The organism is Cupriavidus sp. TMH.W2, from assembly GCF_050847365.1.
Taxonomy (GTDB): domain Bacteria; phylum Pseudomonadota; class Gammaproteobacteria; order Burkholderiales; family Burkholderiaceae; genus Cupriavidus.
In genome coordinates, this window is sequence record NZ_CP193792.1 from 3,297,580 (window position 1) to 3,316,185 (window position 18,606).

At 57.6% G+C, this 18,606-nt stretch carries 17 protein-coding genes; 6 read left to right on the forward strand and 11 right to left on the reverse strand.

Annotation, left to right across the window (positions count from 1 at the left end; all coding sequences use genetic code 11):
* Positions 1-2 precede the first annotated feature (2 nt).
* From gfa to ACREYQ_RS15125, 4 genes are all read left to right on the forward strand, one after another.
* Entirely contained in the window at positions 3-578 is a 576-nt protein-coding gene (gene gfa / locus ACREYQ_RS15110) for an S-(hydroxymethyl)glutathione synthase (protein ID WP_432258373.1), read from the forward strand.
* Positions 579-582: 4 nt separating this feature from the next.
* The gene (gene fghA, locus ACREYQ_RS15115; RefSeq protein WP_432258374.1) at positions 583-1,413 is read left to right on the forward strand and encodes an S-formylglutathione hydrolase; all 831 of its coding nucleotides are present in this window, start codon (positions 583-585) and stop codon (positions 1,411-1,413) included.
* A gap of 829 nt (positions 1,414-2,242) precedes the next feature.
* Positions 2,243-3,616 (forward strand): MFS transporter, encoded by a 1,374-nt coding sequence (locus ACREYQ_RS15120; protein ID WP_432258375.1) that lies wholly within the window; start codon positions 2,243-2,245, stop codon positions 3,614-3,616.
* A 71-nt stretch (positions 3,617-3,687) separates the two neighbouring features.
* On the forward strand, positions 3,688-4,119 hold the full coding sequence (locus tag ACREYQ_RS15125; protein ID WP_432258376.1) for a GlcG/HbpS family heme-binding protein: 432 nt from the start codon (positions 3,688-3,690) through the stop codon (positions 4,117-4,119).
* A 310-nt stretch (positions 4,120-4,429) separates the two neighbouring features.
* Here the strand turns inward: ACREYQ_RS15125 and ACREYQ_RS15130 are convergent, their stop codons facing one another.
* Complete coding sequence (locus tag ACREYQ_RS15130; RefSeq protein WP_432258377.1) at positions 4,430-5,245, reverse strand: transporter substrate-binding domain-containing protein; 816 nt, start codon at positions 5,243-5,245, stop codon at positions 4,430-4,432.
* Positions 5,246-5,316: 71 nt separating this feature from the next.
* Between ACREYQ_RS15130 and ACREYQ_RS15135 the strand changes: the two genes are divergently transcribed.
* Entirely contained in the window at positions 5,317-6,123 is an 807-nt protein-coding gene (locus ACREYQ_RS15135) for a FadR/GntR family transcriptional regulator (RefSeq protein ID WP_432258378.1), read from the forward strand.
* 740 nt (positions 6,124-6,863) lie between these two features.
* Here the strand turns inward: ACREYQ_RS15135 and ACREYQ_RS15140 are convergent.
* The 7 genes from ACREYQ_RS15140 to ACREYQ_RS15170 form a co-directional block, all read right to left on the reverse strand.
* A complete protein-coding gene (locus ACREYQ_RS15140) occupies positions 6,864-7,661 on the reverse strand; it encodes a FadR/GntR family transcriptional regulator (protein ID WP_432258379.1) in 798 nt (265 codons plus the stop codon).
* 268 nt (positions 7,662-7,929) lie between these two features.
* Complete coding sequence (gabD, locus tag ACREYQ_RS15145; RefSeq protein ID WP_432258380.1) at positions 7,930-9,411, reverse strand: NADP-dependent succinate-semialdehyde dehydrogenase; 1,482 nt, start codon at positions 9,409-9,411, stop codon at positions 7,930-7,932.
* Between the two features lie 20 nt (positions 9,412-9,431).
* On the reverse strand, positions 9,432-10,388 hold the full coding sequence (locus ACREYQ_RS15150) for a PDR/VanB family oxidoreductase (RefSeq protein WP_432258381.1): 957 nt from the start codon (positions 10,386-10,388) through the stop codon (positions 9,432-9,434).
* A gap of 93 nt (positions 10,389-10,481) precedes the next feature.
* The gene (locus ACREYQ_RS15155) at positions 10,482-11,528 is read right to left on the reverse strand and encodes a Rieske 2Fe-2S domain-containing protein (protein WP_432258382.1); all 1,047 of its coding nucleotides are present in this window, start codon (positions 11,526-11,528) and stop codon (positions 10,482-10,484) included.
* A 62-nt stretch (positions 11,529-11,590) separates the two neighbouring features.
* Positions 11,591-12,412 (reverse strand): extradiol ring-cleavage dioxygenase, encoded by an 822-nt coding sequence (locus ACREYQ_RS15160; RefSeq protein WP_432258383.1) that lies wholly within the window; start codon positions 12,410-12,412, stop codon positions 11,591-11,593.
* Positions 12,409-12,717, reverse strand: coding sequence for an aromatic ring-opening dioxygenase subunit LigA (locus ACREYQ_RS15165; RefSeq protein ID WP_432258384.1), 309 nt, complete (start codon positions 12,715-12,717; stop codon positions 12,409-12,411). Before ACREYQ_RS15165 ends, ACREYQ_RS15160 begins: the two co-directional genes overlap by 4 nt.
* 2 nt (positions 12,718-12,719) lie before the next feature.
* Complete coding sequence (locus ACREYQ_RS15170; protein WP_432258385.1) at positions 12,720-13,430, reverse strand: glutathione S-transferase family protein; 711 nt, start codon at positions 13,428-13,430, stop codon at positions 12,720-12,722.
* Positions 13,431-13,756: 326 nt separating this feature from the next.
* Between ACREYQ_RS15170 and ACREYQ_RS15175 the strand changes: the two genes are divergently transcribed.
* Positions 13,757-14,485, forward strand: a complete 729-nt coding sequence (locus ACREYQ_RS15175; protein ID WP_432258386.1) for a TetR/AcrR family transcriptional regulator — start codon at positions 13,757-13,759, stop codon at positions 14,483-14,485.
* A gap of 181 nt (positions 14,486-14,666) precedes the next feature.
* Here ACREYQ_RS15175 and ACREYQ_RS15180 read toward each other — a convergent pair whose 3' ends face one another.
* The 3 genes from ACREYQ_RS15180 to ACREYQ_RS15190 form a co-directional block, all read right to left on the reverse strand.
* Positions 14,667-15,974, reverse strand: coding sequence for a chloride channel protein (locus ACREYQ_RS15180; RefSeq protein WP_432258387.1), 1,308 nt, complete (start codon positions 15,972-15,974; stop codon positions 14,667-14,669).
* Between the two features lie 271 nt (positions 15,975-16,245).
* A complete protein-coding gene (gene gorA / locus ACREYQ_RS15185; RefSeq protein ID WP_432258388.1) occupies positions 16,246-17,586 on the reverse strand; it encodes a glutathione-disulfide reductase in 1,341 nt (446 codons plus the stop codon).
* Between the two features lie 22 nt (positions 17,587-17,608).
* Positions 17,609-18,565 carry a PDR/VanB family oxidoreductase gene (locus tag ACREYQ_RS15190; RefSeq protein ID WP_432258389.1) on the reverse strand — a complete coding sequence of 319 codons (957 nt, stop codon included), beginning with the start codon at positions 18,563-18,565 and terminating at the stop codon, positions 17,609-17,611.
* Positions 18,566-18,606: the final 41 nt, after the last annotated feature.

The window sequence follows — 18,606 nt, forward strand, 5'->3', positions numbered from 1 at the left end:
TTGTGACCGTGAAAATTCACCCTACTGTAGATCGCGGCATTCAAAAGGGAACCGATCAATTCGCAGGCGGTACGCTGCGCTGCCAATGTGTACATGATCCGGTCGAGGTTCGAGTTGATGCGCAGGTCGCCTTCAATCACGCCTGCGGCTGTACCAAGTGCTGGAAGCCAGCGGATGCGCTGTTCTCGGTCGTCGGTGCTGTTCCACGGCAGAGCCTGGCGGTTACGGCCCATAGCGAGAAGCTCAAGGTTGTCGACGACAAGGCATTGATCCAGCGCCACGCCTGTTCCGCATGCGGCACGCACCTTTACGGACGCATCGAAAACAAGGACCACGCCTTTTACGGATTGGATTTTATCCACACGGAACTGTCAAAGGATGCCGGCTGGGACGGCCCCGGCTTTGCAGCTTTTGTCTCCTCGATTATCGAAAGCGGTGTCCCGCCGTCCGCAATGAACGAGGTACGCCAGACGCTGCGTAGCAAAGGTCTGGAGCCCTATGATAGCCTCTGCCCGGAGCTGATGGATATTCTTGCTATCCATGCGGCCAAGGCCAAAGGCACTTATCTGGAGGTCTGATGGCATGGAGCGCGTAGAGCAGCACGCGAGCCACGGTGGTTACCAGGAAGTCTGGAAGCACACTTCCACCACCCTCGGCTGTGAGATGAGGTTCGGCATATATCTGCCCGGTGCAGCATTGCGCGGCGAAAAATGTCCCGTTCTGTATTGGCTCTCCGGTTTGACGTGCACAGAGCAAAACTTCATCACCAAGGCCGGCGCGCAGCGATACGCCTCCGCCCACGGCATCATCATCGTCGCGCCGGATACCAGTCCGCGCGGCGATGATGTACCCGACGATCCAAGCTATGACTTAGGAAAAGGGGCCGGATTTTACGTCAATGCCACCCAACAACCATGGGCGCAGCACTTTCGCATGTACGATTACGTGGTCGACGAGTTGCCGGGGTTGATTGAAAGCCAGTTTCCGGCCAGTGACGCACGGTCGATCAGCGGACATTCGATGGGTGGTCACGGCGCGCTGGTCATCGCACTCCGCAACCCTGCGCGCTATCGCAGCGTGTCCGCTTTTTCGCCGATCGTCGCACCGAGCCAGGTGCCTTGGGGCGCCAAGGCATTCACGGCCTATATTGGCGATGACCGTGAGTCCTGGAAGTTGCACGACGCTCTGGAGTTGATCAGAGCAGGAGCCGCGCGGTTACCACTACTAGTAGATCAAGGCGAAGACGATGAGTTCCTGGCAAGCCAGCTGAAACCAGAACTGCTTCGTGCAGCGTGCCTGGCCAAGGCATACCCTCTACAACTGAACCTCAGGCCGGGTTACGACCACAGCTACTACTTCATCGGGACTTTCATCGGCGAGCACATCGATCATCACGCAAAAGCCCTTCGCTGAATGACTGGTCCAGTGCCGTCTAATGTCGACTCGCTTGCCTCGCCGCGAGAAGGCGAGCGAGGCTTCAGCTGAACAGACAAGCCCACGGGCTCGTCTGGCGCAGGGCGTATCACACGCAGACGCGGCTACCGGTCAGATCTGCGACGGCACTCGCAAGTGCTGCCGCAGATCGCACGCTATATGTATTCGCTACGCGTCAGCGCGTCGCGACGCTCCAAGATATCGGCAGCGCGATACCCGCGCGGACGACATCTGCACGCGAAGTATCGGTTACACCATGCTCGCTGCGCTGCGGGAGGTCCATGACGATCTCGTACTTGGGCTTACTTGATCGCGGCATTCGCCTGAACTTCGCCCAAGACATCGATCGCTCGTTGTATCGCCTCGCGCGTCTGGCCCCCTTCACCACACCGAAGTTGAGGTGAACGGACACCGGCAAGACCTGATTCTTCTTGCGTCTCTGGCCGATCGCAGCTACGATTACTCAACAAGTCACCTTGTCACTTTGCAGCTGTGTAGCCTGGCCCTGTACGCAGTGGCACCAATCGTCGGACATAGGACGCCATTATGGTGTCGATGCAGGGATGTGCACGGCAGGGACCGCTCCATGCGGGCGCTGTCCGTGATCGGGATGAAGGGCGCGCTGGAATCGGAACGGTCCATGCTATCGATTGTCTTGGCCCGTTCTTCGCAAATTGCACCGACTGGCCTTATTGGAGTGTGCAGAAGTCTCCAGCGCGCTTCAAGCGTGGCCGAGGACATCGCGTGCTGACTGGACTCGCCGCACCAAACTCATCGAGATGTGCCGGATTCCTAGCAAGGAGATGATATGCAATCGATTCCCGGTTACGACCTGGAAACCCTCATCAACACGCGTCGCATCGGCCGTTTCCAAACTGTCATCGTTCTACTCTGCGCGCTGGTCGCAATGCTCGATGGCTTTGATACGCAAGCGATTGCATTCGTTGCTCCGGCGATTCTGCAGGAATGGCACGTAGTGCCTTCGGCATTCGGCCCGGTTTTCGGGGCGGGCCTCGTTGGTGGTTTGATCGGTGCGATCGTGTTTGGAATCCTCAGCGATCGGATCGGACGCAGAAAGGTATTGCTGTGCACGGTTCTGCTGTTTTCGGTAGGTTCGCTGCTTACCCCCCTATGCACATCCGTCACCATGCTTGGTGGTATCCGGCTCGTTACGGGAATCGGCCTCGGCGGCGCACTGCCGAGCTTCATCTCGCTCACCTCCGAGTACGCGCCAGCACGACTACGGGCCACGCTGGTCTCGATGATGTTTTGTGGATTCCCGATTGGCGCAGTAATCGGGGGACTGGCTTCCGCGAAACTCATTACAACTCTTGGTTGGGCAAGTGTATTCATCATTGGCGGCATACTGCCCATTCTGCTCATGCCCCTCCTAGTGGTGTTCATGCCAGAGTCGATTCATTATCTGGCACTGCGGAACGACTACATTCGCGTTGCTCGGATTGTCCGACGTATGCGCTGCGAAGCTGAATGGAGCGGCGCAGTTTGCGCAAGCATCCGCGAAACACGGGCACCGATACGCAGCTTGTTCCGGGACGGTCGCGCACCAGGCACGGTACTGCTTTGGATCACGCTGTTTCTCAGCTTGTTGCTAACGTATTTTCTCGTCAACTGGATCCCATTGGTCGCGCAACGCCAAGGGTTGGAGATCGAGAGCGCCGTGCACGCTGTATCGATGCTAAATCTCGGCGCTGTCATCGGTTGCATCGTACTCGGCAAACTCGCAGATCGATTCGGCACGGCCTTCGTGATCAGCACCGCATTTGCGCTTGGGTCGGTCGCCATAGCCTTGCTTGGCGTTGCAGGGGATTCCGCCGAAATGCTAAGCACGATGGCGTTCGCGGCCGGTTGCTTGAGCATCGGTGCCCAGATGTGCACGCTCGCACTCTGTGCCGCATTCTACGACACGCATTTGCGTGCCACGGGCATCGGCTGGTCCGTGGGCGTGGGTCGCGTTGGCGCAATCATCGGCCCGGTCTTGGGAGGCATTTTGTTCGGGGCCGGCATGGACACGGAGCAATTGTTTATCGCGGTTGGCGCAACCTCGCTCGGCGCGTCAGTTTCGGTGTTCTTGATCGGACGTTTGCTCATTCCGCGCGCGCGAGCATCCATGGATTCAGAAATGTCGCAAGACTCACCCGCGGTGCCACGCCATACCAGATGAAGGTAAGCGGCTCTTCAGGGGGCGCTCAACGGCGACTCCCATTTCCTCAAAGCAAACGATGGAGTATCTACATGCAAGCACTCACAATTTCCCAGGCATCTGCAATCATCGACGCCGCCTTGCACAAGGCACATCAAGAAAAATTCCAACCACTCACGGTCGCCGTGTTGGATGCCGGCGGACATCTCCTCGCACTCAAGCGTGAAGATGGCAGCAGCATCCTGCGCCCGCAGATCGCGCATGCGAAGGCCTGGGGCGTACTTGGGATGGGGCACGGGGGGCGAGGACTGGCCGAACGGGCGCTCGCGGCTCCTGCATTCTTTTCAGCTCTCACTGATATCTCGGGTGGTCGGATCGTTCCAGTAGCGGGTGGTGTGCTGATTCGCGACGCCATCGGCAATAATGTAGGAGCGATCGGCATTAGTGGCGATCACCCCGATAATGATGAACTTTGTGCGATCCACGGCATCACACAAGTCGGACTACATGCGGTGACCGATTGACGCAACGCGTGCCTGCTCCCTGTTGAACGATTGATGAATAGCACATCGAAGCTGCAGACAGTGCTATTCGTCGCCAAAACCAGGCAGAAAGTCTCGACGGGTGTCGGATAGAAGTGCGCACTACTTCCCGGAGATGCCGTCACGGTGTCGAAAACCCGATGCGATGTGCGGTCGAATCACAACGCTCATGGTCTCGGAGCCTTGACTCACCTCCGGTGCGACATCAGCGGCGAAGTGAAAGGTCGCAGTCGCCAACCGTCCACCAATGGCAACCCGTCATGCGCGCAACGGGTACTGAATTCGCATGACTTCAATCGGCCATTGCGCTTACTACTCTTAAGCCACCTATTCGGTGTTTCGCAATCGCGTCAGCGACGACCCCGCGCGAGCAAGCTTCGTGGATCGTGGTTCGAAGAAACTCGATACCGGCGTAGTTCTGCTTACGAGTTCCGACCGCCTGTTGGATTGCCAGAAAGCCTCCATCGAGCACCCGCGAATCCGGCAACATCAACATGCTACGTGACAGATTGGGGCGAAGGCCTGCAAGTGCGTCCGCCTCTCCTATCATGAAAGCCTGATGCGCACTCTCGTGAGATTTCCTCGGTACAAGGATCCCATGTGTGAGATGACGCGATAGCCAGAGAGCATATGCGCTACCATCTGCGGCCGCAATTCGTACACCCGGTCGATCGACCTCAGAGATCCTTCGTACTCCGGAGTCGCGACGCACAAGATATGTGGCTTCCGTTTCCGCATAGGGACCTGTAAATGAGATTGTGTTGGAGCGCCGCGAATCCACACCGATCAAGCAGATATCCCAAACGTCATCGTCCGCCGCCGCTAGCAAATCGGACGGTGATGCGAACGGTACGCAGACGCACGGGACACTGAGTTGCTCCGCGATCCAGTGCGCGAGATCCGGTGCAACACCCCAGGGCTCTCCAGTTGCCCTGACTCCGCTGACAAGCAGTGTATTGGCAAGGTTCACCCCTGCGCGCAGGACGCCTTGTGGCGCCAGTTGCTGACTTGCTAGCAATACCATCGCTCCTCCCAAAATGCCGCAAGACGTCAGGATAGGCTCGCAGACTCCACGCCGCATGACCGTTCCGGCAAACAGCCCATTCATCGTTATGTCATTACGTCACATTGTCACCTGTTGAATATAGTATAGTCATCTGTGCAACAGAAGGAGATTTCATGGACAAAGTCACTGCGTCGGATTGGCATCCGTCGAAGCGGGTCGAGCGGGGCAACGCGGCTGAACAGATATTTGATGACTTACGCGAAGGAATACTCGGCGGAAAGCTTCCTCGCGGGACGAAACTCCCGACAGAAAAGCGCCTTGCGGACAGCTACGGGGTAAGCAGTGCCACAATTCGGGAAGCGGTTCGCGGACTGACCGTTGCACGACTCATCGAGGTCCGGCACGGGAGCGGTGCTTATGTGACCGCCAACACCGATCAATTGATTGCGTTCTCATTGCGCTCCGTGATCCAGTTGGAACGCATCGGTGCACCGCACGTGCTGGGCGTATTGTTCGCACTGATCTCCTACGCGGCTGAATTCGCGGCCACGCAAGCCACGGAATCCGATATCTCCGCGATTCAGGCATCGTTGAAGCGGATTCAGCAGGGTACCGAAGTTGAGGTCATTTCGTCGGGTGTCAGTGGCTTCATTGAAGCGATTGCGAACGCGTCACGTAATCCACTACTGGTTGCACTCAGCCGGCTACTTGCAAAAATTCAGATCGGACTCGTCGCAGAATTAGCTGACGGAAGCGTTGAAAGCTGGCATGCAACAGCGGGAGCGATGCAGCGCCACCGCTTGCGTATTCTAGAAGCCATCAAAAAGCGCAATCCGGAGGCTGCGCGCAAGGCAGCACGCTCCTATCAGGAGCGCGCGATCGAGATCTTTACCGCGCAACCGAACGCTAGCGGCGCAACGATCCCCAACCCGATACTTGCGTTGTTGATATCGTCGGCACAAGAGCGACGGGACGAATGACCGTCCCCGCCCAAGCGGACGATCGAGCGGAAAGCACGTCAAGGCTGCGGAAGGCGGTCAACGACGAGAGGACGAATCGGACACCCTCACGCGATCGAAGCAGAACAATGCTCAGCCTCACCTTGCCACCGTTTCGCGTGTAACTCCGACATCTACTGAATGCCGCCTCCACTGGGCTCAGGTCCGCTCGACAGACGGCACCGACCAAGGCAAGGCCTGGATAGACATGTCAAAACTCTTCCCTGCGCGCAGGATCTGCTATCTCAACTGCCGCACTGTCAGAGGCTGCACCCGCGGATCGGGAATACGCTCTTCGGCATGAGTCCCCCCAAGAGAATCCGCATCTCACAGATCAACGAACGTTGGCTGGTGATAGTCGTATTCCACGACAACTCAATTTGTATCCCGGCCAAGTTTGATTCGATCGAAGCCGCACGTGAGTGGGTGGATGAGCATCACCAGGGGCTTCCGATGAAAGTGTGTGGGCATAGCCTGCCTCCGGCCCGCTACGGTCGCATTCCATATGGCGTCTGAACTCAGCCCCTGATTGAATGGCCCCGCTACCAGGAAAAAATGCCGCTTGCCCACAGAGATCTGCCGCTTAAGCACAGACGTGAGCTCAAATTCTTCCAATGCCTTAATACCCATTGGGTATTGATACAAAAGAAGAACCCCGCACTCGGTCGGGGTTGCAGATCCTGGCTAAGGGCTCGGAATGGCATCTCAGCTGGCGACGCTCATCACTTGTGTTGGAGCAATGACGTAAAAAATGACATCTCCGGCGACGGCATGAGCGCTGTGTCCGCATTGGGCAGCGCCAACATCGTCTTCAGTGCGCGCTGTTGATAGGCTCGCGCCGCAGCTCGCGCGGCCTCCGGATCCCGCGTGGCGATTGCATCGACTAACTCTTGCCGCTCCTTTGCAAGCCGACCCGCAGTCTTTCGCAACGACGCAGGTGAACTTCTCAATAAATGCGCAGCAAGACCTACTTGCACACCAACAAGGAATTTGCACAGTGCGGCCACCAATGGATTACCGGAGGCCCGTCCCAGCGCATCGACAAACTGCGTCAAGCCAGATGTGATCCCTACGGCATCCTTAGCCTGCGTGATATCTTGAACGATTTGCTGCATCGTCCTTACATCATCAGCAGTCGAAAGCTCCGCGGCCAGGCCGGCGGCATACTCAACTAGGGCGCCGAGTACCCCGAGCACCTGGCGAAGGCCGATGCGCTCCATCTGAATCATCGAACGTAGCGAAACTGCGATCAGTTGATCCGCTTCAGCAGTCACATAGGCGCCGCTACCGTGCCGCACCTCCACGAGACACGCCGTGGTGAGACCGCGTATCGCCTCTCTCACAGTCGGGCCGCTCACACCGTATGCCTCGGCCAGTTGCTTCTCAGTCGGAAGCTTTGCGCCCCGAGCAAGTTGTCCGCTAAGGATTTGTTCCCGCAAATCATCGAGAAGCTGCTCCGCAGCCTTGCCGCGGTCAATGCGCTTTGACGGTTGCCATGCGCCGAAAGGCGATTCCTGCATGATGGGGTTCCTTTTGGTAACCCCCACAATATACTCGAAAAGTAGTCGCTTGGTGACCAGAGATCAATTATCCCGGTGACCGTGGCATCTGGTATCCCCAACGGTCGGAATGCGCGCGGCTGCGATGCTCCGCGCAGCGATGACGTCCCCGTCGCCAACAGACACACGACGTCGCGCACGCAGACTGCCCCTGGGGCTCATCGGAGGGGTCTCGCGAGCCACGCGCCTCGGCATGGAGAATAGCCGGCGCGCCGCCGGCCACGTTCCTTTAGGTGATTCCGCCAACGCAGAGATACTTCAGTTCGAGATAATCCTCGATGCCGTACTTCGATCCTTCTCGGCCGAGCCCGCTCTCCTTAACGCCACCGAACGGCGCGACTTCAGTGGAAATCAGCCCTTCGTTGATACCGACGATCCCATATTCCAGTGCTTCGGCGACCTTGAGCACGCGACCAATATCGCGGCTATAAAAATAGGACGCAAGACCGAATTCCGTGTCGTTCGCGAGCGCAATCGCTTCGTCATCGGTACTGAAGCGGAACACAGGAGCGACAGGGCCGAAGGTTTCCTCGCGAAAGATCTGCATCGCGGGCGACGCGTCTGCCAGAATTGTCGGCTCATAGAAATTTCCGCCCATATGATGCGGCTTCCCGCCGACGACAACTCGCGCCCCCTTGGAAACGGCATCGGCGACGTGTTCGGCCACCTTGCTGACCGCACGCTCGTCGATCAGCGGACCAATTGTCGTGCCCTCCTCGAATCCGTCGCCAACCTTGAGGGCTAGCACAGCCGCGGCGAGCTTCTCAACGAACACGTCATAGACGCCGTCCTGAACCAGCAAGCGGTTCGCGCAGACGCAGGTCTGCCCCGCATTGCGATACTTCGACGCGATCGCCCCCTTGACTGCTGCATCGAGATCGGCGTCGTCGAAAACGATGAAGGGTGCGTTGCCGCCCAACTCCATCGACGCCCTTTTTACAGTCGACGCACATTGCGTCAGCAGCATCTTTCCCACTTCAGTCGACCCGGTGAACGACACCTTGCGCACGATCGGACTCGTCGTCAGTTCTTCACCGATTTCCGCAGCCGATCCCGTGACGCACGAGATCACGCCTTTCGGCACGCCGGCGCGCTCGGCTAGTACGCATAACGCGAGTGCAGAGAACGGCGTCTGAATCGCTGGCTTCAGCACCATCGTGCAGCCCGCGCCGAGTGCCGGCGCAATCTTGCGCGTCAGCATGGCCGCAGGGAAGTTCCACGGCGTAATCGCCGCGCACACCCCGATCGGCTGCTTGAGCACAACGATGCGCTTGTCACGCGCATGCCCGGGGATCGTATCGCCGTAGATCCGCTTGGCCTCCTCCCCATACCACTCGAAAAATGAAGCCGCATACGCAATCTCGCCACGACTCTCCGCAAACGGCTTGCCTTGCTCGGCCGTCATGATGGCCGCCAGGTCTTCCTGGTTTTCGAGCATCAGTTCATACCAGCGACGCAGCACTGCCGCGCGCTCCTTCCCGGTGCGCGCACTCCACGCCGCCAATGCGTCGCGGGCTCCCTCGATCGCGCGCCGCGCCTCAGCCTGGCCCATCCAAGGTACCGTTCCGAGCGAGCGCCCAGTCGACGGATTACGCACGTCGACTGTCTTGCCGTCGTCCGCCTGAGTCCACTCCCCCGCGATCAGGCAAGCGTTCCGAATCAGGCTCGAATCGCGCAGCACCACCGCCGAGGCAAATAAGCTTGTCGACATTGAAACTCCTTGGAAAGCTATCAAATATCAAGTACCAGCGTCCGACTTTGCGCGCGCGACACGCAAATCATCATGGTTCGCCCCTCCTCGCGCTCCGCCTTCGATAGAACGTAATCCCGGTGCTCTGGAATACCCTCCACCACGCCGGTCTCGCACGTCCTGCACATGCCTTCGCGGCATGCGCACGGGATGTCATAACCATGGCTTTCCAGCACTTCAAGAATCGACTGATCATCGCTTACGTGAAACACTTTCCCGCTACGATTCAACTTGACGTCGAACCCTCGGGTAGGTGCTTGATCTGCTTTCTCTTTCGGAGGCGCGAACCACTCCAGGAAAGCGGGATTGTCAGGGTGACGGGCCGAGAACTCCGTTACGGCCTGCATCAACGGAGCTGGACCGCAGCAATAGATGGGCACGCCTGCAGGAATCAGGTCTCCGCAGGTACCGATGTCAAAATTGCAGCCAGCCTCATCATCGAAGTGAAGCCGCACACGGTCAGGCCCGTATTGATCCAGTTCTTCAAGAAACGCGGCATGATCGCGACTTCGAGCAAGGTAGAGCAGATTCCATTCGAACCCGTTGCGATGGCAGAATCGGATCATTGAGAGAATCGGCGTAATACCAATTCCTCCAGCGACAAAGAAGAAGCGCTTGTGCTCATCCCTCAAGGCGAAGTTGTTGCGAGGCGCACCGATCCCAAGCGTATTGCCCTTCATTAGCATGGAATGTACGCACGAAGATCCGCCCCGGCTGTTTGCCGCATGGGAAACAGCAATCTCGTATCGGTCCTGTTCGTCGCAATCATTGACCAGTGAATACTGACGGACGAGACCGTTGGGAAGAAATATGTCGATGTGGGAACCAGGCGTGAACCGCGGTAACGCAGCACCGTCGACCGCTCGCAACTCCAATCCGACAATTCCCTTTGCCTCGTCCGTTCGCCTGGTCACGACGACTTTGAGAACTTCTGCCACGCCATACCTCTCTTGCAAAAATTAACCAGCGGCGCCTGCATCTGGTGCAGGCAGCCGACATACACGCTTCAATAAACTCTCAGAGCGCGCACATTACGATTGCGCCGCCGCCCGCTCGCTCTCCTCCTTGATCCGCTGCGAAACGAGCCAGCGCAGATGGGACAGCGGGGCATCCGCCGCAATCGCTCGAAGCCGGAAAGTCGGATCGTCCCTCAGCACCTTCTGCTGCGTTTCGATAACGTCCTTGTCCTCATGAAAACCTTCGAGGATGCTGTCGTGAAGCGAATGGGAGAGGAGTTCGACATCCTGCTTCTTGTTGTGCATGTAGACCCAGAAGAAATGAGTCGTCTCTTCCGTCTCCGGAGTCATAGCCTGGAAGTTGTGAAACTCGTGACTACCCTCCTTGTTCCCCTCTTGGATACCCGTGCCGGCGGGAGAGAAGCCCGACTCCAGGAAGAACAGCGCAGGCACTTTCATTTCCGCCGTGTTCCATCGATCGACCTTGCCCATTTTCTTGTCAATCTTCCTCACGAACGGTGGTAGATCACTGTTCATATGCCACTTCGTCAGACGGAATCCGTCTTCGAATCGCTCCAGCGGGCTCGCCGTTTGTTCCATGACATACCGTTCCGAGCCACCCAGGGTATTGGTGTGCACGTAGGCAATGTGGTTGATATCCGCCAGGTTGTCTGCGATCAGTTGGTAATTTGCTTGGTAATGCAAGTAGTCGGGGAACCCGTGCCACTCTGGGTCATTCAGATACGGGAATTCCGGAATCTTCGATTCGTCCACCAAGGTCTGATCGCCCATCCAGATCCATACCAGCCTCCCTGTATCGACCACCTTGTATGTCTTCACCTTGAGGTCCGGCGGCACGGTTTCCTGGCCGGGAATTTCCACACAGGTCCCGTTGCCATCGAAAAGCAGCCCGTGATACATGCAGCGGACGCAATTCCCTTCGAGACGCCCCTTGGACAAGAGCGCGCCGCGATGGCAGCAACGGTCGTCAATTGCGTTCACCTTGCCGTCGCTGCCACGGTACAGCAATACCTTTTGGTTGAGCAGGGTACGGCCAAGCAGCACATCATCAATGAGTTCGTGGCTCCACGCTGCCACGTACCAACAATTCTTCATAAACATGCTTCATCTCCTGTGTGTCAGAATTGGTCGTCATCCAATGACGCCTTTGGGTAATGCAAGATCTACTGGATGTCCATCACACCGATGGTCGTCCCGCACGCGAAAGCCGGGATCGGCTCATAGCACCAGACTTCGCCGCGCGCGCCGTTGCCGACGCCTGCCGCCGCGATAAACGTGCGGATTTCGTAGCCGCCCTGTCCCCCGTCGAGATACGTTTGCTCGTCGGTATAGTCCAGCAGTGCGCGGGAATCGTTCTCACACCAACGTCCGAGAAACTCCCGGTCCCACTCAACGTTGATTGTTCCCGAGTCCGGCGTGCATGGCCAATGCGAGATGCCGCCGGTGCCGACGACCGCGATGCGCTCCGGCATCCGATCGATGGCTTCCCGCATCGCGTTACCGAATGCATAGGCCCGATGTAATGGCGTCATCGGCGGACACTGGCAGTTGATGTTGACTGGCACGATGGGCAGGTCGTTCTCCGGAGTGAGGTGATGTAGGGGGACCATGATTCCATGGTCAAACTTCCACTCCTCGCAGTAGGCGATATCAGACTTCTGCATCACCCCATCGATCAACTTGCGAGAGATTTCCACACTACCTGGAACTCTTCGGTGAGGAATCCGCAGCCATTCTGAATCTTCGATCGGCCCCTCGTAGTGGTCCGCCATGCCAATCGCAAACGATGGCATGTTGTTCATGAAGAAGTTGGCGAAGTGCTCTGCAGCAATCACCACAAGCGCATCAGGTCTTGCCGCATACAGCGCCTCGCGCATACGGCTATATGCCTCCATCACGCGTCCATACTGCTCTGGGTCGGCGCGCTCGCTGCGTGCAGTAATGCCGGGACCGTGGCTACAAACACCCAAAAAAACAAGACTCATTGACGATCTCCTATCGTGGCATAAAGACCGGCTCGCACCGGACCATAAATGGACAGACCTTGCTCCATCGCTTCAATGTAGGCAGACCATTCATAGCCACAAGCGGCTGCGTAATGCATCAACAATTGCCCGTTCACGCCAAGGACGTAGAGCAACCCAACGTCGGATGTGCACAATGCCCGCGACTCCTCTTCGGTCAGCTCGTAGTGGCTGGAATATTCGACGGTGTCGTCCAGGTAACGCTTCATGGCCGCAGGATCGCGATTCAGTTCATAGATCGCTTTTTGCAATGCGTAGAGGCTCATGGTTACTCCAGAATCACCGCCGGAAACTCGGGGGGAAGGTCGTAGGCCCGTACCTTTCGCTCTCGCGTCAGGGCTGTGCGCACCGCCGGCCGTTCGAGCAGTCGCGCGGCATGCGCTCTGTAGAGCGGTCTCTGCGGTAGTTCGGCTGCGATGCGTTCGTCGTGGCTCCACAAATAGAACACGAACAAATAGGCATCGACCACCGAGAAAGTCGATCCGAGCGCATAAGGCTGTTGACCCAGCCGTGCTTCGATATCGAGTAGCGCATCGGCGAGCTTCAGACGAGCGTGCTCTCGCACCGCATTGGCTGCGGCTTCGCCCTCTCCTGCATACACCTGCGGTCGAAAGATGGATCGATACCGGACGTGCAAAGTGCTGGATATCCAGTTCATCCACTCATGCGCCCGGGCTCGTGTCCGGGTGCCAGGTCGGGGAATCAGCTCGCTTTCTGGCGCAAGATCGGCCACATAGGTCAGAATAGCTTGCGATTCGGTAATGATTTCACCACCTGCACTCAGTGCAGGAACAATCCCACTTGGATTGATCTTCCGATAGGCATCCTGCTGGTTCTCTCCCGCACGAATGTCGACCGAAACCGCTCGGTATGTCAAACCGGACTCCTCAAGTGCGATGTGGGAAGCCAATGAGCACGCCTTTGGACTGTAGTACAGAGTCAACGCGGGGGGCATAGCCGGCGATGCAGGTTCATTCATGGGGAGTCTCCGTTTCTAGTTGGACTGGCTACAACGGAAGATTATTGGTTTGAGCTTTTCCACATGTCACCTGCAATTGATGACAAGCTCACGTTGATAAGGAGAGGAAATACAGAAGACGCTAAAACATATGCCTGAGGCAAATTTCGTTTCCAGACGTCGCAGCCTTATGGACCTGTTGCCAGGAGAGTAGCGAGCACGTAGGCGAAGCGTGAAGCACGTCTAGATATTGATGTCCCGGCGCACAATCGATGTCCGTCCGAGCTTTCGAGCTGCCTGGAATTTCGCCGCCGCAGCTCCATACGAGTCAACTAGTTTGAGGCTTCATGATGAACGCCAACCCTAAGCGGTCCCGCGCGAAGCTGCTCGGCCGACGCCCCGTCATCGCAGATTTCGACGCACGCGAGCACATGCTCGACCTCGCCACGCAGCTCTTCGCCGAACGCGGAATCGCCGCTACCACCGTCGCGCAAATTGCAGCCGCCGCTGGCGTCAGCTCAGCGATGGTGCACTACTGCTTCACCACTCGCGAAAAACTGCTCGATGCGGTTGTCGAGGAGCGTCTCGCGCAGGCAGTCGCATTCGTTTGGGATGAAGGCCCTGGAAGACTGAGCAAAGAAAGCGATACATTCACGCTCGTGCAGGAACTCGTCGAACGACTCTTTGAAGTGACGGTACACATGCCGTGGCTGCCTTCGCTTTGGATGCGCGAAATGGCGAATGAAGGCGGGCTACTGCGCGATCGGATGATCAAGCGCGTGCCCATCGAACAGATCGAACGCTTTGCCGCAGATATCGCAAGAGCCCAGGAAGCGGGCAAGATCAACCCCGAGCTCGAGCCGATGTTCCTTCTCAATTCGATCCTGGCGCTCGTGATGTTTCCCCTCGCGGCAGCAAGGATCTGGCACAGCGGGCGGGGCATTACTACACTTGATCGCGACCTCTTGCATCGGCATGTAAGCGCGTTCTTGCGCTCTGGCATATCGCATCCCCCGCGAAGCTCCCGCACATCGCTCGCCCTCGCGGAGCGAACCACAATGTGCTTCGCTCGCTAACCAGCTACCGACTAACAGCGTGAGTCACTAAGCAAACAGATCCCGATGCCGCTTTTCGCACCTTTCTGTCGGTTCAGTCGGACGGATGAATGTGATAGCTCCGATGCGGATATATGCTGTTGGCCGCGAAATCCTTTATTGCATGACGAGGCATGACACCGGAGGCTGGGCGTCACCGTCGTCAACGTCCGAGATATCGCTGGGCCAAAGCTTCATACAATGGGGGCGCGAATAGTTTTGAGAAATGGCTCGAAATCAACGCGGTGGCCATCAATGAGATCACCAACGCATGCCCATTGATCATCTCGATGACGATAACGAATGCCGTAATCGGGCTTTGCGTGACGGCAGCGAGATAGCCCACCATGCCGAGCGCTATGAGCATTGGCAACTGCATTTGCCCGAACACAGAATGGAGAGCATTGCCCATACCCGCACCAATCGCCAACGAGGGTGCGAAAATTCCACCAGGCGTCCCTGGCAGATACGAGCCGACCACCGATGCCATCTTGAGTAGCGGGTAGGTTGGACCCAGTTGGGAGTGGCCCTCAAGCATGTTTTGTGCTTCCGCGTAGCCGCTGCCAAATAGATGACCACGACTACATACGCCGAGAGCGGCAACGAAAAGGCCGCACACGGCGCCGAACACTACTGGACGCTCCTGTCTGAGCGCGAGGAGCCGCCGAGGCATCCAATGTTCGACATCGAGAAGGATCCTACAGAACACTCCGCCTGCTACACCTGTCGTGACACCGAGGATGACGACTGCCACCGCGAGCCTGTTTGGAAATTCTCCATCGATTGCGATGGTACCGAAATAGACGTAATTGCCTTGCAGCGCCAGCGAGACGATGCCTGCGAAGATGATCGCGGTAATCAGAACACCACTGGTGCGCTGCTCGAAACTGCGTGAGAGTTCCTCTATGGCGAAAACTACGCCGGCGAGCGGGGCATTAAACGCCGCGGAAAGTCCGGCTGCGGCGCCTGCGAGCGCCAGCTTTTGTTCGAACCCGATACCGTACACGGCGCGCAAGCGTGCTGGATAAAGGCGCCGAAGGCTGAACATCAGTGCAGCGCCCACGTGGATCGTCGGCCCTTCGCGACCGATCGCGAATCCGCCAAGAACTGCGAGGAACGAGACGGCAATCTTGCCAATCAGTATGCGGATGGTAAGCAATCGTGGCCCGAGTTCGCGCACCGCGTGTCGCGTCGCGATGACCTGCGGAATGCCACTCCCTTCCGATCCGGGAAACCAGCGCCGTGTGATCCAGACACCAAGCGCGGCGACCGAAGGTGTGACAAGCAGCGATATCCACCATGCGTGGGCTGTTATTCGCAGAAATATGTCATAGCCGAAGTCGACGAGCCGCGCGTAGATTACCGCCACGAGCCCCGTCGCGACAGCGCCGAGCAAGAACAGGCCGAAGTATGGCCAACGCTGCATTCCGCGCAGGATCGCGCGCCGATCGACGAGAGAGGAAATTCGCATGCAAACGCTGGAATGATGCCCTTGGAAAAAAATAGGATTGAGCTCAGTGGCATGCACCGGAGCGATATACCGGCAGACGCCACCAACCTTGCATCAAGATCAACTGTGAGAATGTCCACGTTCAATCTCACATGGACCCGACGGTCTGGGTCCGCTACGGGCGGCTGCGACTAGCGGTCGCGTTATCTGCACCGACCGCCTCTCCTGGCTCGTAACTACGTCCACATCCTCTCGGCGTACGACGCCGTCAGAACGCTGCCTCCGGGTCCGGCTAGCGCATGGTTACGAATTCTTCTGCCGCTGTCGGGTGTATTCCAATGGTTGCGTCGAACTGGGCTTTTGTGACCCCAGCGCCGACTGCGATCGCGATACCTTGAATGATTTCCGCAGCATCCTTTCCGACCATATGGGCACCGATCACCCGTTGACTTCTGCGGTCCACGACAAGTTTCATAAAGGTCTTGTCTTCACGGCCCGACAACGTGTGCAACAGTGGTCGGAACGAAGTCTTGAAAACATCCAGCTGTTCGTACCGCAGTCTCGCGTCGGCCTCGGTCATACCGACGGTCGCGATCTCTGGAGTGGTAAATACAGCCGTAGGAACACATTCGTGATTGGCGGCTTGCGGCGACTTTCCGAAAAGCCTCAGCGCCAGCAATCCGGCATCGCGAATGGCCACTGGGGTAAGCTGTGGACGTGCTGTGACATCACCAATGGCGTGTATCGAGCTAACGGACGTTGCCGAGTACTCATCGACCTTGATAGCCCCATTCTGATCAAGTACAACCCCGATTTCTGCCAACCCAAGGCCAAAAGTATGCGGCACACGCCCGGTCGCGTAGAGTACCGCATCATACTGCCCGTGTTGACCAGTCGGCGATTGGAGTTCAATCGTGTCATTCCCCATCCTTTCAAGCGCCGACACATTGCTTTGGGTCTGGATCCGTATTCCGCGCTCGGACATGGCGTCAGCAACGAAATTACGGACATCGTCATCGAAGCCGCGCAATATTTGGTTACCGCGGTGCCAGATATCCACGCTGCTACCCAGACCTTCAAGCATGCATGCGAACTCAACCGCGATGTATCCGCCACCGACGATTCCTATGCGTTTCGGCAGTTCGGGCAGGTCGAACATCTCGGCGGATGAGTAAGCGTGCTCGATGCCTGGGATGGATGGCAGCGACGGCGTCGACCCCGTGGCGATCACAATGTGTTCTGCGGTGTAACGACGACCGTCCACGTCCACCGTATGCGGGTCGACGACGATTGCCCTACCCGGTACAACACGTACCCCCGACTGAGCCAGTAGGATCGAATAAATGCCCACCAGGCGAGCCACTTCGCGGTCCTTTGCGCGCTTGAAATCAATCCAGGAGAATTGACCTTCGCCGAATCGCCAACCGAACCCCACGGCATCCTCCATCTCCTGGCGGAATCGCGAGGCGTAAACCAACAGCTTCTTAGGTATGCAACCCCGCACTACGCACGTGCCGCCTATGCGGCTTTCCTCCGCGATGGCAACCCGCGCGCCAAACGCGGCTGCTCTGCGACTCAGGCGCACCCCACCGGAGCCTGCGCCAATTACAAAGAGATCGTAGTCAAACTTCATCCAACCGCCCCTTGGAAAGCCATCAAATATCAAGTACCAGCGTCCGACTTTGCGCGCGCGACACGCAAATCATCATGGTTCGCCCCTCATCGCGCTCCGCCTTCGATAGAACGTAATCCCGGTGCTCTGGAATACCCTCCACCACGCCGGTCTCGCACGTCCTGCACATGCCTTCGCGGCATGCGCACGGGATGTCATAACCATGGCTTTCCAGCACTTCAAGAATCGACTGATCATCGCTTACGTGAAACACTTTCCCGCTACGATTCAACTTGACATCGAACCCTCGGGTAGGTGCTTGATCTGCTTTCTCTTTCGGAGGCGCGAACCACTCCAGGAAAGCGGGATTGTCAGGGTGACGGGCCGAGAACTCCGTTACGGCCTGCATCAACGGAGCTGGACCGCAGCAATAGATGGGCACGCCTGCAGGAATCAGGTCTCCGCAGGTACCGATGTCAAAATTGCAGCCAGCCTCATCATCGAAGTGAAGCCGCACACGGTCAGGCCCGTATTGACCCAGTTCTTCAAGAAACGCAGCATGATCGCGACTTCGAGCAAGGTAGAGCAGATTCCATTCGAATCCGTTGCGATGGCAGAATCGGATCATTGAGAGAATCGGCGTAATACCAATTCCTCCAGCGACAAAGAAGAAGCGCTTGTGCTCATCCCTCAAGGCGAAGTTGTTGCGAGGCGCACCGATCCCAAGCGTATTGCCCTTCATTAGCATGGAATGTACGCACGAAGATCCGCCCCGGCTGTTTGCCGCATGGGAAACAGCAATCTCGTATCGATCCTGTTCGTCGCAATCATTGACCAGTGAATACTGACGGACGAGACCATTGGGAAGAAATATGTCGATATGGGAACCAGGCGTGAACCGCGGTAACGCAGCACCATCGACCGCTCGCAACTTCAATCCGACAATTCCCTTTGCCTCGTCCGTTCGCCTGGTCACGACGACTTTGAGAACTTCTGCCACGCCATACCTCTCTTGCAAAAATTAACCGGCGGCGCCTGCAC

Coding starts and splice junctions, on each gene's coding strand:
- ACREYQ_RS15125 (WP_432258376.1), top strand. CDS start 3,688: ATGCAAGCACTCACAATTTCCCAGGCATCTGCAATCATCGACGCCGCC.
- fghA (WP_432258374.1), top strand. CDS start 583: ATGGAGCGCGTAGAGCAGCACGCGAGCCACGGTGGTTACCAGGAAGTC.
- ACREYQ_RS15160 (WP_432258383.1), bottom strand. CDS start 12,412: ATGAGTCTTGTTTTTTTGGGTGTTTGTAGCCACGGTCCCGGCATTACT.
- ACREYQ_RS15165 (WP_432258384.1), bottom strand. CDS start 12,717: ATGAGCCTCTACGCATTGCAAAAAGCGATCTATGAACTGAATCGCGAT.
- gabD (WP_432258380.1), bottom strand. CDS start 9,411: ATGTCGACAAGCTTATTTGCCTCGGCGGTGGTGCTGCGCGATTCGAGC.
- ACREYQ_RS15170 (WP_432258385.1), bottom strand. CDS start 13,430: ATGAATGAACCTGCATCGCCGGCTATGCCCCCCGCGTTGACTCTGTAC.
- ACREYQ_RS15175 (WP_432258386.1), top strand. CDS start 13,757: ATGATGAACGCCAACCCTAAGCGGTCCCGCGCGAAGCTGCTCGGCCGA.
- ACREYQ_RS15140 (WP_432258379.1), bottom strand. CDS start 7,661: ATGCAGGAATCGCCTTTCGGCGCATGGCAACCGTCAAAGCGCATTGAC.
- ACREYQ_RS15135 (WP_432258378.1), top strand. CDS start 5,317: ATGGACAAAGTCACTGCGTCGGATTGGCATCCGTCGAAGCGGGTCGAG.
- ACREYQ_RS15120 (WP_432258375.1), top strand. CDS start 2,243: ATGCAATCGATTCCCGGTTACGACCTGGAAACCCTCATCAACACGCGT.
- ACREYQ_RS15130 (WP_432258377.1), bottom strand. CDS start 5,245: ATGAATGGGCTGTTTGCCGGAACGGTCATGCGGCGTGGAGTCTGCGAG.
- ACREYQ_RS15155 (WP_432258382.1), bottom strand. CDS start 11,528: ATGTTTATGAAGAATTGTTGGTACGTGGCAGCGTGGAGCCACGAACTC.
- gorA (WP_432258388.1), bottom strand. CDS start 17,586: ATGAAGTTTGACTACGATCTCTTTGTAATTGGCGCAGGCTCCGGTGGG.
- ACREYQ_RS15180 (WP_432258387.1), bottom strand. CDS start 15,974: ATGCGAATTTCCTCTCTCGTCGATCGGCGCGCGATCCTGCGCGGAATG.